18 protein-coding genes are annotated in these 17,522 nt (G+C 68.3%); 7 read left to right on the top strand and 11 right to left on the bottom strand.

Annotated features, from left to right (window positions below; genetic code table 11):
• Positions 1-8: 8 nt before the first annotated feature.
• The 9 genes from AWC02_RS18035 to AWC02_RS17995 all read right to left on the bottom strand — a co-directional run bounded on the left by AWC02_RS18035 (position 9) and on the right by AWC02_RS17995 (position 8,156).
• Positions 9-1,157 carry a thiolase family protein gene (locus tag AWC02_RS18035; RefSeq protein WP_085130050.1) on the bottom strand — a complete coding sequence of 383 codons (1,149 nt, stop codon included), beginning with the start codon at positions 1,155-1,157 and terminating at the stop codon, positions 9-11.
• On the bottom strand, positions 1,147-1,587 hold the full coding sequence (locus tag AWC02_RS18030; protein ID WP_085130049.1) for a Zn-ribbon domain-containing OB-fold protein: 441 nt from the start codon (positions 1,585-1,587) through the stop codon (positions 1,147-1,149). The genes AWC02_RS18035 and AWC02_RS18030 overlap by 11 nt, the downstream gene beginning before the upstream one ends.
• Complete coding sequence (locus AWC02_RS18025; RefSeq protein WP_085130048.1) at positions 1,584-1,919, bottom strand: 2Fe-2S iron-sulfur cluster-binding protein; 336 nt, start codon at positions 1,917-1,919, stop codon at positions 1,584-1,586. The genes AWC02_RS18030 and AWC02_RS18025 overlap by 4 nt, the downstream gene beginning before the upstream one ends.
• Before the next feature lies 1 nt (position 1,920).
• Positions 1,921-2,898, bottom strand: coding sequence for an acyl-CoA dehydrogenase family protein (locus AWC02_RS18020; RefSeq protein WP_085130047.1), 978 nt, complete (start codon positions 2,896-2,898; stop codon positions 1,921-1,923).
• A complete protein-coding gene (locus AWC02_RS22685) occupies positions 2,895-3,893 on the bottom strand; it encodes an acyl-CoA dehydrogenase family protein (protein ID WP_237160527.1) in 999 nt (332 codons plus the stop codon). Before AWC02_RS22685 ends, AWC02_RS18020 begins: the two co-directional genes overlap by 4 nt.
• On the bottom strand, positions 3,893-5,419 hold the full coding sequence (locus AWC02_RS18010; protein ID WP_085130046.1) for an AMP-binding protein: 1,527 nt from the start codon (positions 5,417-5,419) through the stop codon (positions 3,893-3,895). Before AWC02_RS18010 ends, AWC02_RS22685 begins: the two co-directional genes overlap by 1 nt.
• A gap of 4 nt (positions 5,420-5,423) precedes the next feature.
• Positions 5,424-6,425, bottom strand: coding sequence for an alpha-ketoacid dehydrogenase subunit beta (locus AWC02_RS18005; RefSeq protein ID WP_085130045.1), 1,002 nt, complete (start codon positions 6,423-6,425; stop codon positions 5,424-5,426).
• Positions 6,426-6,451: 26 nt separating this feature from the next.
• A complete protein-coding gene (locus tag AWC02_RS18000) occupies positions 6,452-7,444 on the bottom strand; it encodes a thiamine pyrophosphate-dependent dehydrogenase E1 component subunit alpha (RefSeq protein ID WP_237160519.1) in 993 nt (330 codons plus the stop codon).
• An 85-nt stretch (positions 7,445-7,529) separates the two neighbouring features.
• A complete protein-coding gene (locus AWC02_RS17995; protein WP_237160518.1) occupies positions 7,530-8,156 on the bottom strand; it encodes a TetR/AcrR family transcriptional regulator in 627 nt (208 codons plus the stop codon).
• A gap of 174 nt (positions 8,157-8,330) precedes the next feature.
• On the opposite strand from AWC02_RS17995, the gene AWC02_RS17990 reads away from it, so the two are divergent.
• Together AWC02_RS17990 and AWC02_RS17985 are read left to right on the top strand one after the other, a co-directional pair.
• Entirely contained in the window at positions 8,331-9,092 is a 762-nt protein-coding gene (locus AWC02_RS17990; RefSeq protein WP_085130043.1) for an SDR family NAD(P)-dependent oxidoreductase, read from the top strand.
• Positions 9,093-9,097: 5 nt separating this feature from the next.
• Entirely contained in the window at positions 9,098-9,865 is a 768-nt protein-coding gene (locus AWC02_RS17985; protein WP_085130042.1) for a ThuA domain-containing protein, read from the top strand.
• 24 nt (positions 9,866-9,889) lie between these two features.
• Here AWC02_RS17985 and AWC02_RS17980 read toward each other — a convergent pair whose 3' ends face one another.
• Positions 9,890-11,290, bottom strand: coding sequence for an aromatic ring-hydroxylating oxygenase subunit alpha (locus tag AWC02_RS17980; protein ID WP_085130041.1), 1,401 nt, complete (start codon positions 11,288-11,290; stop codon positions 9,890-9,892).
• A gap of 13 nt (positions 11,291-11,303) precedes the next feature.
• A complete protein-coding gene (locus AWC02_RS22680; RefSeq protein ID WP_237160517.1) occupies positions 11,304-12,089 on the bottom strand; it encodes an SDR family NAD(P)-dependent oxidoreductase in 786 nt (261 codons plus the stop codon).
• Positions 12,090-12,212: 123 nt separating this feature from the next.
• Between AWC02_RS22680 and AWC02_RS17970 the strand changes: the two genes are divergently transcribed.
• Genes AWC02_RS17970 through AWC02_RS17950 form a run of 5 tightly spaced genes read left to right on the top strand, consistent with a single transcriptional unit; the run spans position 12,213 to position 17,518 of the window.
• The gene (locus tag AWC02_RS17970; protein WP_237160516.1) at positions 12,213-13,493 is read left to right on the top strand and encodes a cytochrome P450; all 1,281 of its coding nucleotides are present in this window, start codon (positions 12,213-12,215) and stop codon (positions 13,491-13,493) included.
• A 16-nt stretch (positions 13,494-13,509) separates the two neighbouring features.
• Complete coding sequence (locus AWC02_RS17965) at positions 13,510-14,367, top strand: MlaE family ABC transporter permease (protein ID WP_237160515.1); 858 nt, start codon at positions 13,510-13,512, stop codon at positions 14,365-14,367.
• A gap of 2 nt (positions 14,368-14,369) precedes the next feature.
• Positions 14,370-15,227, top strand: coding sequence for an MlaE family ABC transporter permease (locus AWC02_RS17960; protein ID WP_085130037.1), 858 nt, complete (start codon positions 14,370-14,372; stop codon positions 15,225-15,227).
• Positions 15,228-16,481 (top strand): MlaD family protein, encoded by a 1,254-nt coding sequence (locus AWC02_RS17955; RefSeq protein ID WP_085130036.1) that lies wholly within the window; start codon positions 15,228-15,230, stop codon positions 16,479-16,481.
• Positions 16,478-17,518, top strand: a complete 1,041-nt coding sequence (locus AWC02_RS17950; protein WP_085130035.1) for an MlaD family protein — start codon at positions 16,478-16,480, stop codon at positions 17,516-17,518. The genes AWC02_RS17955 and AWC02_RS17950 overlap by 4 nt, the downstream gene beginning before the upstream one ends.
• Positions 17,519-17,522: the final 4 nt, after the last annotated feature.

Genomic DNA, 17,522 nt, shown 5'->3' with positions numbered 1-17,522 from the left:
TCCTCCGATCACCGGGTCAGCACGGTGCACGCGCTGAGCCCGGGTGCGCCATAGACGTGGGAAAAGCCGACCCGGGGCGTTCCGCCGATCTGACGTTCCCCCGCCTGCCCGCGTAGCTGCAGGACGTTCTCGTGCACCTGCCGTAGGCCTGATGCCCCGATCGGCTCGCCGTTGGCCAGGCAGCCGCCGTCGGTGTTGACCGGCAGTCGCCCGGTCAGCTCGGTGGCGCCCGAGTCGTAGAGCTCGGTCTGCGCGCCGTGTTCGCACAGGCCGGTCTCGGCGAGGTGGATGAGCTCTGCTCCGGCGTCGGTGTCCTGCAGTTGCGCCACATCGACCTCGGCGGGGCTCACGCCGGCCGCCTCGAATGCCGCCTTGGCGGCGTCGACGCTGGGGCTCACGCCGCGGCGCACCGACAGCGAGGGACTGAGCACCTCGAACGAACCGGGCCGACGGGTCCGCACCGCGGTGCCGGCGATGTACACCGGGTCGGCGCGATGCCGCTTGGCGTGCGCGGCGCTGCTCAGCACCAAAGCGGTGGCGCCGTCGCCCGGCGAACACAGCATGTATTGGCGCAGCGGGTCCGACAACATCATCGAGTTGCGCACGTCGGCCTCGCTCAGCGGTTTGCGCCGCCAGGCGTTGGGGTTGAGCGCGCCATTGCGGAATGCCTTGCTGGCGACGGTCTCCAACAGCCGCTCGGGCAATCCGTACTCGTGCAGATAGCGTTGAATCTTCAGCGCGAAGAACTGCGACGTCATGGCCAGACCGGTGGTGCCGTACCACTGCCCGAGGCCGAGCGCTTCGGGGCGGATGGCGAACGCGCCGCGCGGGTGCGAGTCGAAACCGACCACCACCGCGGTCTGCGCCGCGCCCGAGGAGATGGCCTGCACCGCACAGACCAGTGAACTGGTACCGGTGGCGCATCCGTTGAGCACGTTGATGAAAGGGATGCCGGTGAGACCGAGATCGGCGACCAGGGTGTCGGCCAATCCTGCGTCCATGCTGCCCCCGACGGCGTAATCGACGTCGCTCCAACCGATCCCGGCGTCCTGCAGAGCCATCCGCACGGCGCGCACGGCCTCTTTGCGCGCGGTGGTGTCCAGATACCGGCCGAAGGGCCGGCATCCGATGCCGACGATCGCTACGTCATTGCTCATCGTCGTCTCCTGCCGTCTCCGCCGGCGCGAACGCGAAGGTCGTTGCCGTGGTGCCTTCTTCGGCCGGCACTTCGATGCCGACCAGCCGCATCGGCATGCCGATCCGCAGCCCGTCCGGGTCAGCACACGACAGGCGGGTCTCGACGATGACTTCGCCGGGCAATTCGACATAGCCCAGGCCGAACGGTGTGAAGTCGTCGCCGGTCGGCACGTACGGCGGGCTCGGCGGTGGGAACCGCTGGATGGTCCAACTCCATAGGGTGCCGCGGGTGGCCAGCTCGACCTCGACGACCCTGTCGGCACCGCAGCTGCCGCAGCTGTCCCGGCGCGGGAACACGGTCTCACCGCAGTCGGGGCAGCGCCCGCCCAGCAGGCGCAGTCCGGCGTCGGTCATCGCCATGATCTCGGTATCGATGAGGTCAGCGCTCATCTGGGGTCCACTCCTGTCCTCGGTTTTGCGCGTACGCCGCGTTTGAGCACCACCACGTCGCCGTGGACGCCGGCCTGACAGGCCAGCCGAACGTGGTCGCCGCGCCCGCCGTGGCTGCCCGAAATTCCCGCTACCGCTTTGGCTTCCTCATCGGTCGGCGGCGACAGCGACTCGGGGTGTTCGAGCACCTCGACATGGCACACCAGGCATTCGCCGTTGCCCCCGCAGATGGTGGGCCAGCGGTACCCGGCCTGCTGCCCGGCAGCCATGATGGTCTGCCCCGGGGCCGCGGTGAACTGGACGCCCGAGGGCTTGACGGTGACGGTCGGCATCTCAGCCCCGCCGCAGTTCCCGCCAGGGCCGGCCGCGCTCCAAGTCGGGTTCGCGATCCAGTCCGAGCACCCGCTCGGCGATGATGTTGCGCTGGATCTCCGAGGTTCCACCGGCGACGGTGAGGCGACGGCTGTCCAGCAGAGCATGCGTCTCCGCCGGTTCGGAGTCGCCGTCCCAGTAGGCGCCCGCGGGCCCGGCGATCTCGAAGCCCAGCTCGCTGATGCGCTGGGACAGTTCGGATTGCAGCAGTTTGGTGATCGAGCCTTTGGCGTCGGGAGCGACCTCGAACCGCTGGTTGGTCAGGGTGAGTGCGCGTTCGGTGGCGATCAGCGCCGAGAGCCGGTCGCGAACGACCTCGTCAGCCCAGGCCCCGGTACGCCGGGCCAGCGCCAGCACGGGGTCCAGCTCCACCCCGCTGGCGGCCGAATCGCCCGACAGCCCGGATCGTTCGGCGGTCAAGGTGGACAGGGTCACCCGCCAGCCGTCGTTGAGCGCACCGAGCATGGTGTCGGCCGGCAGTTCGACGCCTTCTAGGAAGACCTCGCAGAAGTGCTCGCTTCCGGTCATCTGCCGAAGCGGGCGCACCGTCACCCCGGCCGAGCGCATGTCGAGCAGAAAGCAGGTGATACCGGCGTTCTTGGGCACGTCGGGATCGGTGCGGGCCAGCAGCATCGCGTAGCGGGAGATATCGGCGAAGGAGCTCCAGACCTTCTGTCCGTCCACCACCCAGCCACCGTTGCCGGACGGCACCGCGCGGGTCGCCAGGCTGGCCAAATCCGAACCGGCGCCCGGTTCGCTGAACAACTGGCACCACATGTCCTCACCGGTCGCGATGCCGGGAAGATACCGTTGCCGTTGCTCGTCGGTGCCCCACTCGATGATGGCCGGGCCGATCAGCGTCAGCGGGACGAAGTGCTCGACCGGCAGGACCGCCTGGGCGGCTGCCAGTTCCGAAAGCCACGCGTCGTGCTGCGTCATCTCTCACCGTCCCGCAAATCGATCAGGCCGGCCAGCCGCCCGCGGTGCCGGCTGGCGGCGCCGGTCAGGGCGATCACCGCGTGTGCCCGGCGCAGGTACCGGTGCGCCCAATGCTCCCAGGTGATCCCGATTCCACCGTGTAGTTGCACCGCGGCCTTGGTCGCCTCGACGGCCGTCTGCCGGGCCAGTGCCGCGGCCACCGCCAGATCGACTTCGGCCTGGACTGTCACGGGGCCGTCGCCGAGCTGCCACGCCGCCCCGTACACCGCCGACCTGGTCAGCTCGACCTGGGCGAGCATGTCGGCGAGCCGGTGTTTGACCGCTTGAAACGAGCCGATGGTGCGGCCGAACTGGACGCGTCGGCTGACGTAGTCGACGGTGCCGTCTAGGACCCGCTGCGCCACCCCGAGCAGTTCGGCTGACAGGACCAGGTCCGCGCGCCGCCGCATGGCGGCCGCGACGTCTTCGCCGCACTCCAGCAGTGGTTGGCCGTTGCCCTGGGCAGCCCGGCCGACCGGCCGCGAGAGGTCCAATCCGGAGCACTCCTGCAGCCCGATCGCGTCGGCGCCGTAGACGGCGACCCCTGTTTCGCCGGCGGCCGCTTGCTGCGTGATGACGACGGCGTCGTCGCTGTAGTCCCAGTAGGCGTCGGTCTGCCCGTCGCCGAAGCCGGTCAGCGACACCGCGACGCAGGGCGCGCGCCGGCCCTCGGCTACGCCGGTGAGGGCCGGCTGCTGGGCCAGCGGCCCGACTGCGGCCGCAGAGACCAGCGGACCGTCGAACAGCGCGGCCCCGGACTCCTCGGCCAGGATCGCCAACTCGACAGAGGTGGAACAGGTTTCACCGAACAGCAGGTCGTCCACGCCGACCTCGGTGAGCAGTCTCCGCCACCGGTCGGGGCGCGCTGTGGTGGCGGTGGCGGCGAAGTACTCGCGCAGCACTTCCCGAAGGGCACCGTGCTCGTCGGTGAAGCCGAAGATCTCCAGGGATGTCATCAGCGGCACACCGGTTCCTGATCGGACAGATATTGCCGGCGCAGCTGACGCTTGTTGACCTTGCCCATGGTCGAGCGCAGTTCGAAGTCGACGAGCTCCACCACATTCGGGCACTTGTAGTGCGTCAGGCGTTCCCGGCACCAGGCGATCAGTTCGGCGGGGTCGGTGCCGGGCTTGGCTTGCACCAGGGCACACAGTTGTTCGCCGAGGTCGTCGTGCGGGATTCCGATGACCGCGACATCGCTGACGCCGGGGTGGGTGCGCAGCACCGCCTCGGACTCGGCCGGATAGACGTTCACCCCGCCGCTGACCACCATGTCGGAGGCACGGTCGGTCAGGTACAGGAAGCCGTCTGCGTCCAGATGGCCGATCTCCCCGATGGCGAACACTCCGTCGGCCACATAGCTGCCCCGCGTCTTGGCCGGGTCCCCGTGGTACTCGGGCCGGTGGCCGGTGGTCCACTGCACGCAGACCAGGCCGGACTCTCCGGTAGCCAGCACTGTGCCGTCGTCGCCGCGGATGGTCACCTCGATGCCGGGCAGCGCCTTGCCGACCGATCCGGGGTGGGCCAGCCATTCCGCGGAGGCGATCGTGGTCACGGTGCCGACCTCGGTGGAGCCGTAGGCCTCCACCAGCACCGGCCCGAACCACTCGATCATCGCCCTCTTGACGTGCTCGGGGCAGGCGGCGCCGGTGTGGATGATGCTGCGCAGACTGCTGATGTCGTAGCGGTCCCGAATCTCTTTGGGCAGTGCCAGCATCCGGGCAAAGTGTGTGGGCACCATCATCGTCGTCTCGATGCGGTGCGTGGCGATGGCCGCCAGAACGGCCTCGGCGTCGAACTTCGGCAAGATCACCACCGGGTTGCCGGTCACCAGCCCGCGCACGCCGGTGATGGGACCGGTGTGGTGCATGGGCGCCACGATCAGGTGTTTACCGGGGGTCCGAAACGGGGCGGCGCGAACGCGGTCCACGTGGTCGATCATGGACTCGCCGGTCGGAAACATCTGCTCGGGCAGTTCCACGCCTTTGGGCAGCCCGGTGGTTCCGGAGGTGTAGTACAGCGGCCTGGCCGGACGGATGTCGCTGGGCGGCTCGGTGTCGCCGTGTCGTTGCACCACGCTGTCGAAGTCCTCGACGCCGTCGGCATCGGGACTTCCCCACGCCACCACCGTCACGCCGGGGTCGGCGGCACGCGCGGTCGCGGCGGTGCGGGCGCTACAGAGCACGGTGTGCACCGCGGCGTCGCGCAGGATGTAGCCGGTCTCGGCTGCGGTCAGGTGGTAGTTCACCGGTACCGCGGACAGCCCCGCGTAGGTGACGGCCAGGTGCGCCAGGGCAGCGTGTGAACTGTTCTCGGCCATCACCGCGACCCGCTGCCCGGGTTCGACACTGCGCGACGTCAGCCAGTTGACAGTCCGGTTGAGAATCGAGTTCAGCTGCGGCCAGGTCCACTGGGTGGTCCCGTCGGTCAGGGCCACTCCGGCGGCATCCTGCTCGGCGCACTGCGCAATCCCGTGAACCAACCGGCTATCCCCTGCCCCGCAACGACGCCCGTGATCGCGCCAGCGCTGACCTGGCGGCCACGACGATCTCGTCGCAGCTGGGCACGAAGGCGTCTTCGAGGACCTTGGCGAACGGGATGGGGGTGTTGGCTCCGGCTACCCGCTGCACCGGGGCGCCCAACTCGTCGAAGAGGTTCTCGGTGATCAGGCTGGCCAGTTCGGCGCCGAATCCGCTGCGGCGCACCGCTTCGTGGATAACCACCGCGTGGCGGGTGCGGGCCACCGACTCCAGCACCGCGTTCTCGTCGAGCGGAACCAGTGACCGCAGGTCGATCACCTCGGCGTCGATGGACTCCTGCGCCAGTTGTTCGGCGGCGGCCACCGCGTCGTGCACCTGCCGGCCATAGCTGATCAGGGTGATGTCGGTGCCCGGTCGTACGGTCGCGGCCCGCCCCAGCGGAACCACGTGGTGACCGGTCGGAACAGGTTGCGGCGGACCGAAATACAGCAGGCTCTGCTCGACCACCACGCACGGGTCGGGGTCGAAGATGGCCGCGGTCAGCAGTCCCTTGGCGTCCGCGGGATTGCTGGGCACCACGACTTTGAGTCCCGGGATGTGGGTGAGCCAGGCTTCGAGCATCTCGGAATGCTGTGCGCCGAACTGCATCCCGGCGCCGGCGGCGCAGCGGATGGTCAGCGGCACGGTGGTCTGACCCCCGGACATGTAGCGCAGCTTTGCGGCGTGGTTGGACAACTGGTCCATGCAGACCGCCAGGAAGTCCATCAACATGATCTCGGCGACGGGACGCATGCCCGCGACAGCGGCCCCGATGGCCGCACCCACGATGGCCTGCTCACTGATCGGGGTGGCACGCACCCGGTGGGCGCCATACTTGGTGGACAGCCCGACCGAGGTCTTGAACACCCCGCCACCGGGATCGGCGATGTCCTCGCCGAGCAGCAGCACCGACGGGTCGCGGCCCAGTGCGTCGTCGAGCGCGCTGCACACCGCCTGGAAGCCCGACATCGGCGTGGTAGGCGTGCCGGAATCGGTCACGACAAGTCCTCCTCGTAGACGTCGGTCAACCCCTCGGCCAGGTCCGGCTCCGGGCTTTCCATGGCGAACGCGACCGCCGCGGCGATCTCGGCCTTGGCGTCTGCCTCGATGGCCTCGATCTCGGCGACGCTGTGGATCTCGTTGTCGATCAGCCATTGCCGGAAGGCCAGCACCGGGTCGGCGGCGCGCGCGGCGTCGAGCTCGCCGGGCTTCATGTACTCGTTGTTGTCGGACATCTGGTGTCCGTAGAACCGGAAGGTCATCGCCTCGATCAGGGTGGGCCCCTCGCCGGCCCGGGCCCGATCGACCGCATCCTTGGCGGCCGCGTACATCGCGAGTGGATCGTTACCGTCCACCCGGACTCCGGGCATCCCGTAACCGGCGGCGCGGTCGGCGATGCGGGCCACGCTGGTGCCGTCCTCGTACGAGGTGTGTTCGGCGTACCGATTGTTCTGGCAACAGAACACCACCGGCAACTTCCACAGTCCGGCCAGGTTGCAGGCTTCGTGGAAGGCTCCGATATTGGTGGCGCCGTCACCGAAGTTGACCACGGTCACCCGGTCTTCGCCACGCAGCTGGGCCGCCAGTGCAAGTCCGGCGGCGATGGGCAGGCCGCCGCCGACGATCCCGGTGGTGACCATCAGGCCGGAGTCGGGATGGGTGATGTGCATCGGCCCGCCCTTGCCTTTGCAGGTCCCGGTGGCCTTGCCCATGAACTCGGCCCACAGTTGCGGCATGGGCACACCCTTGGCCAGGTGGTCGTGCAGACCGCGGTAGGTGGTGACCACGTAGTCGGTCGGGGACAGCAGTGCCCCGATCGACGCGGGGATGATCTCCTGGCCGCGCGGCGAGTAGTACTGGGCACTGACCTGTCCGGTGAGGATCAACGACCGAAACTTCTCGTCGCACAGTTTGATCCGGGTGGCAGTGGTGAAGATTCGGGTCAACGTGGCGCTGGCCACGCCGGTGTCGGCGATCGAACCGGTCACGACGCCTCCCTATTAGTTAGTTCGATAATTAATTTGTAACACCGGTCACGATCCACTGTCAACGCTCCTGGCGGCCGCCCGCGCCCTACTCGTCGGCGCCCAGCAGCAGCGAGTCGATCAGCGCGGTCATCTCGTCCATGGCCGCCGGAGTGGTCGACGCGGCCGCATGGGCGAATCCGTCGACAATGGTGCCGATCAGGTGCGCCACCGCAACGGGGTCGCGGTCCGCGGGGATCAGCCCATGCTCCTGGCCGTTGCGCACCGCGGTGGCCAGGGTCTCGGCCATGGCCACCGCCTGCCTGGAGAACGCCTCGGTGAGCTCGGGGTGACGGCGCGCGTCGATGGGCGCGGTGGCCACGAAGCCGGCCAGCGTGGGCCACTCGTGGTTGATCCGCATCGACTCCCCGAGCACCGCACGCAGCAGCCCCTGCACCGACCGCGGCTGGGCCATCACCACTTCCGCAGACCGGGCGATGATCCGGCCGTAGACGTCCTCGCACACGGCGTCGAACAGTTTGCTCTTGGTCCCGTAGTGGTAGTAGACGGCGCCGGCGGTGACCCCGGCCAATTCCGCGATCAGGCTGTTGGTCGCCGGGCCGTACCCGTACTGCGCGAAACACCGGCACGCCGCGTCGATTACCCGCTGCCGGGTGTCGCCGCTGTCGATTCCGGCAGGACGTCCCGGACCAGGTTTCACTCGCGCGTCGCTCACCTGACCATCATGGCAAACGCGGCCGCGTATTTCCGCCGCTGACGTTCCGCTCAGCCGGCGCGGGCAATCCATTGACCCGGACAGTGACGCCTGTTACAAACTAATTGGTTAACCAGCCAATACTGTCCGGCCAGTCGGGCTACGGGACAGCCGTACCACCGAGGGAGCACTGTGATGGATCTCCGCCTCACCGGCAAGCGCGCACTCATCACCGGCGGCAGCCGTGGCATCGGCTTCGCCACAGCAACGACATTGCTCAAAGAAGGCGCCTCGGTGGGCATCTGCGCGCGCGACGAACAGGCGCTGGGCGCAGCGGCGGACAAGCTGTCCGAACTCGGGACGGTCTTTCACCAAGCGGCCGACGTCAGCGACGCCGCGGCGGTGGACGCCTTCGTGCGCGCCGGCGCCGACGCGCTGGGCGGTGTGGACATCGTGGTGGCCAATGCCTCGGCGTCAGTGGGCGAGGGACCGTCGGCCTGGGCGAACAACTTCCACACCGACCTGATGAGCTTCGTCGGCCTCATCGAGGCCGCGCTGCCGCATCTGCAGGCCAGCGACTCGGCCTCGGTCATCGCCATCGCCAGCACATCGGCGCTGGAGGCCGGAATCCTGCCCACCGCCAACAGCTTCGGCGCGCTCAAGGCCGCCATGCTCCAGCATGCCGCGGCGCAGGCCAGAGCCTTGGGCGCCGACGGCATTCGGGTCAATGCGGTGTCGCCGGGACCGGTGTACTTCGACGGCGGGGTGTGGGAGAACATCAAGGCCGGCATGCCCGAGCTCTACGAGGCCGCCAAGGCCGGCGCGGCGCTGGGCAAGTTCGCCTCCGCCGACGACGTCGCCAACGCGGTGACCTTCCTGGCCTCGCCGGCAGCCGGGCACATCACCGGGACCAACCTGGTCGTCGACGGCGCCTTCACCAACCGATTCGCGTTCTAAGACCGGTGAATCGCCGCGTCCGCGCCGCGTTGGTGTGCGGCGGCCAATGGCACGACTTCGACTACGCCCGGCGGGAACTGCTGGGCGAGCTGGCGGCCTACGACCAGGTGCACACCCGGGTCTACCAGGACTACGAGGGGCTGGGCCGGCTCAGGCCGGACGAGCCCCTGATCACCTACACCTGCAACGTCATGCCGTCGGAGGCGCAACGCGCGGCGCTCGCGGAGTTCCTCGCCGCGGGCGGTCGCTGGCTGGCGCTGCACGCCACCAACGCCTCCATCGTCCCCGCGGCCGCCGATGCCGATCACCTGTTCTGCACACCGCCGCTTCCGGGAAACCTGGCGCAGCTGCTGGGCAGCCGATTTCTCGGCCATCCCCCCATCGCCCCCTACACCGTCACGCCCGTCGCCGATCATCCGTTCACCGCCGGTATCGGGTCCTTCACCGTGACCGACGAGCTCTACATCAGCCAACTGCACCCGCCCTTGCAGGTATTGGCGCACACCAGTTTCGTGGGCGAGTCAACCGGGTTCGCCGAAGGACACACCCACCTCGACGAGCCCCGCCCGGTGCTCTACCTCAAGCAGCACGGCGCCGGCACGGTCTGCTACTTCACGCTGGGCCATTGCCGCGGCCGCTTCGATCTGGCCGATCTGGGCGTCGAGGACCTGGGCTGCGTGGACCGCGGCAGCTGGACCGTGCCGCAATTCCGCACCATCCTGCGGCGCTGCCTGCGCTGGGCAATCACCGGACAGCTACACCCGGCGCCCTGACTCCCCCAGCCGCCGGCCGGGCCGCTACGTCTCGGCGGCCAGGTATGCGTCGAGGTCGGCGTGGAACTGCCGAATCCTGCTCTCCTGATAATTCGCCAGCGTCACACCGGGTTTGGTCATCGACTTGAGCCCCCGCTGCACCCAGCCCAGGTTGGTCAGGTCCTGATTGAGCACCGCGCACAACCCGCCCAGCTCCGGTGCGGCGGCGAAGTCCTCGTCGGGGCCCAGCACGTGCGGCGGAGCCGCCTTGGGCTTGGGCACACCGGCCGGCAGGGGCACCAGCATCATCACATCGAAGATGCAGCGGTCGGGGTCGTTGCCGTAGGGCCGGAACCGGTAGGTCAACGGCGCGCCCACCCCGGCCCACGGTGCCAGGTTCGGGAACACGAAATACTCTATGGCGTCCAGGATCTCGCTGTCGCTGACATCGGACAGATCCGCCCCGGTGGCCTCCGCCAGCTGTGCGCGCATCGCTTCGGCGACCACCGGCCGGGCCTCTTGCCCCTCCGGCACCGTGAAGCTCCCGACACCTTCGGGGTAGAAGTCGCGGAACATCGCCTCCAGCACGTCCTGGGGCTCCAGCGGCTCGCCCAGGTGCGGACTGCTGGTGGCCTGCGCGGTGATCATCCGGTTGAATCCGGGCAACCCGTCGCTGCGGCGGTAGATGTCGTACTGGGTGTTGCAGTCGCCGAGGTACTCCAGCAGTTGCGGATGCGTGGCGATCACATGGTAGGACTCGATGAAGGCCTCCATCGCGACCTTCCAGTTGCAGTCGAGAACCTTGACCACATGCACCGCCTTGAAGCGGTCCTGCAACTTGAACGGCTCCAGATGCCGGTCCGCCTCGCCGATGAAGTGCTCCAGCGGTACCGCGCCGGGGTCGGGATTGACGAACACGAACCCGGCCCACGTCGCGGTCAGCGCTTCGGGCAAGCCGAATTTCGCGTCGTCGATATGCGGGAAGTCCCAGCGGCAGGGAACATCGGTCAATGCTCCCTCCAGGCTCCAGGTGAACCCGTGGAACGGACAACGCAATTGGTTGGCGTGCCCGGAGTCATCACAAAGCCGGCGACCGCGGTGCAGGCAGGCGTTGTGGTAGGCCTTGATCTCCCCGGCCGGGGTGCGGACCACGATGAGCGACATATCGGCGACGTCGTAGACGACGTAGTCCCCCGGCTCGGGAATGTCCTCTTCCCGGCAGGCCATCTGCCACACCCGTTTCCAGAGCTTGTCCACTTCCAGCCGGTGGAAGTCGCCGCTGATGTAGCGCGCCTTGTCGATGTCCTCGGAGCCGAGGAATTCAAACGACTCCTCCAGCAGCGGCTTGGGCACCTCTCGGGTGTCGGTTGCCAGCAGCTCCTGCACCGTCGGTCCCGGTGAACGCGCCTCCCCCGGACCGCCGGGACCCTGCACACGCTCGCTCATCACTTCTCCAAACCTACGACTGGCCGGCCGTGGCCAGCTGGGTGACATACTGCTCGACCGCGGTGCCGATGAAAGCCGAGCCGTTGACCGCCCAACCCCCGTCGACGTAGAGCGCCTGGCCGGTGATGTAGCCGGCAGCCGGTGAAGCCAGGAAGGCGACCGCGGCGGCGATGTCTTCGGGGGTCCCGAGCCTGCCCAGCGGCATCGCCGCGCCGATGGCGTCCTGCAGTCCGGGATCGCCGAACTCCCCGGCGGTTCCCTCGGTGAGCACCAGGCCCGGACCGATCGCGTTGGCCCGGATCTTGCGCGGCGCGTACTCGACGGCCATCTGCCTGGTCAACGCGACCACCGCCGCCTTGGACGCCGGGTAGATTCCCCGGCCGGCCGCACCCACGTGGGCCAGCACCGAGGCGAGGTTGACGATCGCGCCACCGTCGGCGCCGAATTTGGGCACCAACGCCCGAGTGACCAGCCAGGTGCCGCGCACGTTGGTGCCCAGCACATCGTCGATCTCGGCGGTGGTGCTGTCGTCCAGCGTCGCCGACCGCCAGATGCCGGCGTTGTTGACCAGGATGTCCACCGCGTCGATCGCCTCGGCCAATGCGGCCACCGACCGTTCGTCGGAGACATCGCAGACAACAGCCTTACCGCCGACCTCCGCCGCGGCTCGTTGCGCCGCATCCCCGTCGACGTCGACGAGGACCACCTCGGCTCCCGCCGCAGCCAGATGGCGTGAAATCGCACGTCCGATGCCATTTCCCGCACCGGTCACCACTGCTTTCGGAGCTGCGCCAGCCACCCGTCCTCCACTTCCCGCGCGCCGGGATTGCGCCCCGGCGACAACCTTGCGTATGACGCAGCTCACTATTATATTGGTGCACCAATTAGTCAAGTGCGTGATGCAAATTCCCTGGAGGCCGCGTTGAGCGACACCACTTCCGAGCAGACCACGGCAGCCCGATGCCCGGTCAGCGACTTCGACCCCCTGGCGCCTGCGACGCTGCAGTGCCCCTATCCGTGGTACGAGTCGCTGCGCGCCGAGGCACCGGTGCACTTCGTGGCCAGCCGGGGCATGTGGTTCGTCACCTCGCGCGAGTTGGTGGCCGAAGCGCTGACCAACCACGAGGTGTTCTCGTCGAAATTCGGTCTGCCGCAGATGCCCGCACCGGAGTCGGTGGCCGCCCAGGTCGCCGAGATCGAAGCGCAGGGCTGGCCGCCGGTCCCGACCCTGCTCACCGCCGACCCGCCCGAACATCACTACTACCGGCGCATGGTGGCCAAGGCGTTCACCCCGCGCCTGATCGCCCAGCAGGAACCGGCCATCCGCCGGATCGCCACCGAGATCGCCGACCAGCTGCCCGCCGGCGAGCCGGTCGACTTCATCCCCGCGTTCGCCGCACCCCTGCCACTGCGGATCATCGCCCACATCCTCAACGTCCCCGATGAGCGGATCGGCGACTTCAAGCGGTGGTCGGATCAGTTCGCCGCCACCATCGGGGCCGAACTCGACGACGTCGGCCGGTTGGAGCAGGCGCGCAGTCTGCTGGAATACCAGCGCTACTTCGCCGCCGAACTCGACGATCGGCGGGCAAACCCCCGCGGCGACCTGATCACCGGGCTGGTGAACGCCTCCGACATCGACAACGGCGACGAACCGCTGAGCACCGGCGCGTGCCTGAGCATCATCCAGCAGCTGCTGATCGCCGGGAACGAGACCACCACCAAGTTGCTGACCAGCACGCTGCACATGGCGGCACAGCAGCCCAAGTGGTGGGATTGGCTGCGGGAGAACCCCACCGAGCGCGTCGAGGCGTTCACCGAGGAAGCCCTGCGGTACATGACGCCGGTGCAGAGCATGTTCCGGATCACCACCGCCGAGACCACCCTGGGCGGCTACACCATTCCGGCAGGCGCACTGGTGGTACTGGCCTTCGCCTCGGCCAACCGCGACGAGGAGCGATTCGACCGGGCCGACGAGTTCAACCCCGAGCGCGACAACGCCCGGGCTCACCTGGCGCTGGGCCAGGGCATCCACGCCTGCCTGGGAGCTCCGCTGGTCCGGCTCGAGGCGAGCATCGCGTTCGTCGAGCTGGCCCAGCGCTTCAAGGCCGTCAGGTTCGCCGACGACAACGACTTCACCTATGAGCCGAGCTTCATGTTGCGCGGCCTCAAACGGCTCTGTCTGGTCTTCGACCGGGACTGACGGGCGGCCGAGGACGGTGCAGGCTCCGGAGCTCGATGACGCGCCCAACCCGGCGACCCGGGCGATCGGGCGCTGGTCGCAGGACTACCTGCGCCGGCACCCGGTCACCGCGCTGCGTACGGTGGGCGGCCAATGCGTGCTGGCGGTACGAACCGTCCAGTACCTGCTCATCGACATCGCCCGTGGCCGCTTCCCGTTCACCGAATTCGTCGAACAGGCCACCTTCATGGCCCGCACCGCAATCGTGCCGACGATGTTCGTCGCCGTACCGCTGAGCGTCACCCTGGCGATTCAATTCAGCTTGCTCGCAGGGCAACTCGGCGCGACATCGCTGGCCGGCGCCGCCAACGGCCTGGCCGTCATCCGGCAGGGCGCTCCACTGGTGGCGGCGGTGCTGATGGCCGCCGCGGTGGGATCGGCCACCGGGGCCGATCTCGGGTCCCGGGCCATCCGCGAGGAAACCGACGCCATGGAGGTCATGGGCGTCTCGGTGATCCGGCGTCTGGTGGTGCCCCGGCTGGTGGCCAGCGTGGTGGTCGCCGTCGCCCTCACCGGCTTCACCTGCTTCATCGGCTTTCTGGCCGGCTACGCGTTCACCGTGACGCTGCAAGGCGGTACCCCGGGCAGCTACACCTCGACGTTCTCGTCGTTCGCGACCGTCGACGACCTGATCCTGACCCTGCTCAAGGCCGTCGTGTTCGGCGTCATCGTCGCAATCATCTCCAGTTACAAGGGACTGGACACCCGCGGCGGTCCAGCGGGAGTGGCGAACTCGGTGAACGCGGCCGTGGTGCAGTCGATCCTGCTGCTGCTGCTGACCAATGTCCTGATGAGCCAGATGTATCTGGTGCTGTTCCCGAAGACCAGTTTCTGATCATGGCGGCCACCACTTTCCTGCCCCCCGGTGCGCGCCCCGTGCTCGCCGCCGCGAACGTGCCGGTCGACCAAGCGGCCCGGATCGGACACATGGTGGTGTTCTTCTTCCGGACGCTGGCCGGTATCCCGCTGGTGCTGCGGCGCTACCCGCGGGAGTTCTTCCGGCTGCTCTCGGATGTGACATGGGGTAACGGGTCCATCGTCGTCGGCGGCGGCACCGCCGGGGTGGTGTTGCTCAACGGCGCCGCCGGCGGCGCGGTGGTGGCGATCGAGGGCTACAACGCCCTCAACCTGCTCGGCCTGGGACCGGCCACCGGGTTGATCACCGCGCTGGCGACCGTGCGCGAGATCGCACCGATGATGGCCGCACTGAGTTTCGCCATCCAGGCGGGCTGTCGCTTCACCGCACAACTGGGCGCCATGCGCATCTCCGAGGAGATCGACGCGCTGGAGTCGCTGGCCATTCGCCCCATCCCCTATCTGGTGACCACCCGGGTGCTCGCGTCGGCACTGGCCGTCGTTCCCCTGTTCGTGGTCTGCCTGTGCCTGAACTTCCTGGTGTGCCAGTTCGTGATCTTCATGGTCAGCGGCCAGGCCTCGGGGACCTACCTGCACTACTTCGGGCTGATGCTGGCCGCGCGCGACATGGTTTTCGCGGTGATCAAGGTCGCCATATTCGTCGCCATCATGTCCACCCTGCAGTGTTACTACGGCTTCTACGCCGCCGGCGGGCCGCGCGGTGTCGGCATCGCCGCGGGGCGGGCCATGCGCGCGAGCATCACCATCATGGTCTGCGTCAACATGCTTCTGACCATGGCGTTTTGGGGCATCGACGCCGGCGGACGGCTGGGCGGATAGATGCCGAACCGTTTCGACTTCGACGGCCGGGGTCCCTCCACCCCGGCCTTGGTGGGCAGCGGCGTGGCCTTCCTCCTGATCTGCGCGCTGACCGGCTGGCTGCTGCTGGAGAAGTCGGCGGGCAAGCTGGACCCGCGGGTGCAGATCATCGCGGTGCTGTCCAGCGTCGGAGACGGCCTGCCCCCCAAATCCGATGTGAAGTTCCGCGGCGTGCTGGTCGGCGCGGTCCGCACCGTGATACCGGCCACGGACCAGGAACCGAACGTGGTGCATATAGACCTCAAACCCGATCGCGCACGCGGTATTCCGAACACCGTGACCGCACGCATCGTCCCCAGCAACGCCTTTGCGGTGTCCACGGTCCAGCTCGTCGACAACGGGCCGGCGGCGGTGGTGAAAAACGGCGACGTCGTCACCGAGGACCGCACCCTGCCCACCCAGTTGTTCCAGAACACCCTGGCCAAACTGCGTGATCTGGTCACCGCCGTCACCCGTCCCGGCAACGAGCACACCCTCGGCCTGATCCGGGTGCTGGCGGACGCCACCGCCGGCCAGGGACCGGCGCTGAGCTCGGCCGCCCAGGGCCTCAACCGGATCGTCGCCGAGATGAACGAGCTCAGCGCCGACGACAGTGCACCGTCGACGCTGAAGACCTGGGAGTCAGCCATCGCCGCGCTGCGCGGCACCGCGCCCGACTTGGTCGATGCGCTGCACCATGCCGTAGTGCCCATGCGCACCGTCGCCGAAAAACAGGCGGCACTGCAGAACCTGCTCACCGGGGCGCAGGACACCGTCGGCACCATGCGCACCGCCATGGACAACCACACCGACGAATTGGTGGCCATCGGCACCCAGATGACGCCGGTGGTCGGTGTGCTGGCCGACAGCTCGGCGAAGTTCCCGGCGATCGCACTGGGCATCAACAACCTGGTCGACACGTTCTTCGACGAGCTGTGGACCCGCACCGGCACCAAACTCAGCTTCAGCTTCAAGCTGGCGGTGGCGCTGGCCCCGCTGCGCCTTTACACCCGCAGCGACTGTCCGGTCTACGGCGAGCTGCGCGGCCCCAGCTGCGAGACCGCACCCGAGACGACACCCGTCGTCGACACCCACGGGATTCCCGACCCACGCTCGTATGTTCCGCCACCTGGCATCACCCTGCCCGAACCCGCCAACGCCGCCGACCGGGTCCTGCTGGGGCCGGCCGGAAGCGCCTCGCCGGAGCCCACTTTCACCCCGGGCGGCACGCCATGACCGCCCACCGCCGCCAGCTGGTCTTGCTGACCCTGTTCCTGGTTATGTGCATCTCGCTCACCGGGACCATCCTGGTCACCCTGCGCCGCGACGTGGCCGGCCCGACCAACACCTACACCGCGCTGTTCAGCGACGTCACGGGGCTACGGCCCGGATCGGATGTCCGCATGGCCGGGGTCCGGGTCGGCCGGGTAGACGCGGTGGACCTCGACGGCGACCACGCCAGGGTGCGATTCCGCATCCAGCGCAACCAGCCCGTGTACGGCGACACCATGGCCTCGGTCGTCTACCAGAACATCATCGGACAGCGCTACATCGGTTTGACCCTGGCGGATTTCGGGCACCCGGACAAGCTTCCCGACGGTGCCACCATCCCGATGGAGCGCACCGAGCCGTCGTTCGACGTCACCCACCTGCTCAACGGTTTCGAACCGCTGTTCACCCTGTTGGACCCGGACAACCGGGGAAACCTGTCCAATGCGCTGATCAAAGCGCTCCAGGGCGACTCGAGTTCGCTCGCGGTACTGGTCGGCGAAACCTCCCGCCTGGCGAAATCCCTGGCCGGCCCCGATGACCTGCTGGGCCAGCTGATCACCAGCCTCACCGCGGTCACCCAGAACCTGGCCGATCAGGGCACAGCTCTGCAGACCACGCTGTCGCAGGTCCGCGCCGTCGTGGCCGGCCTCAATGTCCACCGCGACGAACTGATCACCGCGATGGGTTCCATCTCCACGGTGGTGGGACGGCTCTCCGGGATTCTCACCGCGGTGCGCCCCGACCTGGAGGACACCCTCAACCGCGAGCCAGGCCTCCTGGCGACCATGATCGCGCGACAGGACCAGTGGGCCACCATGGGCGCCAATCTTCCCGCGGTCTTCAAGGGCCTGGCCCGAATCACCGGCGACAGCACCGCTATGAGCGCCCAGGCCTGCGACTTCAACTTCACCTTGTTCAACTTCCTCAAACCGATCGTGCCCAGCATCATCAACGCCGCAACCCCGGGCGGTTGGCGCAAGTACTCGGCGCAGTGCAGGTGAGGAC

It is taken from the genome of Mycolicibacter engbaekii (genome assembly GCF_002101585.1).
GTDB classification, from domain to species: Bacteria; Actinomycetota; Actinomycetes; order Mycobacteriales; family Mycobacteriaceae; genus Mycobacterium; species Mycobacterium engbaekii.
Note: the sequence above shows the minus strand (reverse complement) of the source record. Positions and strands in the feature narration are given on the sequence as shown.

Excerpts from the sequence above, each read along its gene's own strand:
- AWC02_RS18035 (WP_085130050.1), bottom strand. The coding sequence starts at position 1,157 with ATGAGCAATGACGTAGCGATCGTCGGCATCGGATGCCGGCCCTTCGGC.
- AWC02_RS18030 (WP_085130049.1), bottom strand. The coding sequence starts at position 1,587 with ATGAGCGCTGACCTCATCGATACCGAGATCATGGCGATGACCGACGCC.
- AWC02_RS18025 (WP_085130048.1), bottom strand. The coding sequence starts at position 1,919 with ATGCCGACCGTCACCGTCAAGCCCTCGGGCGTCCAGTTCACCGCGGCC.
- AWC02_RS18020 (WP_085130047.1), bottom strand. The coding sequence starts at position 2,898 with ATGACGCAGCACGACGCGTGGCTTTCGGAACTGGCAGCCGCCCAGGCG.
- AWC02_RS22685 (WP_237160527.1), bottom strand. The coding sequence starts at position 3,893 with ATGACATCCCTGGAGATCTTCGGCTTCACCGACGAGCACGGTGCCCTT.
- AWC02_RS18005 (WP_085130045.1), bottom strand. The coding sequence starts at position 6,425 with ATGTCGGGCTTCCAGGCGGTGTGCAGCGCGCTCGACGACGCACTGGGC.
- AWC02_RS17990 (WP_085130043.1), top strand. The coding sequence starts at position 8,331 with ATGGATCTCCGCCTCACCGGCAAGCGCGCACTCATCACCGGCGGCAGC.
- AWC02_RS17980 (WP_085130041.1), bottom strand. The coding sequence starts at position 11,290 with ATGAGCGAGCGTGTGCAGGGTCCCGGCGGTCCGGGGGAGGCGCGTTCA.
- AWC02_RS17960 (WP_085130037.1), top strand. The coding sequence starts at position 14,370 with ATGGCGGCCACCACTTTCCTGCCCCCCGGTGCGCGCCCCGTGCTCGCC.
- AWC02_RS17955 (WP_085130036.1), top strand. The coding sequence starts at position 15,228 with ATGCCGAACCGTTTCGACTTCGACGGCCGGGGTCCCTCCACCCCGGCC.
- AWC02_RS17950 (WP_085130035.1), top strand. The coding sequence starts at position 16,478 with ATGACCGCCCACCGCCGCCAGCTGGTCTTGCTGACCCTGTTCCTGGTT.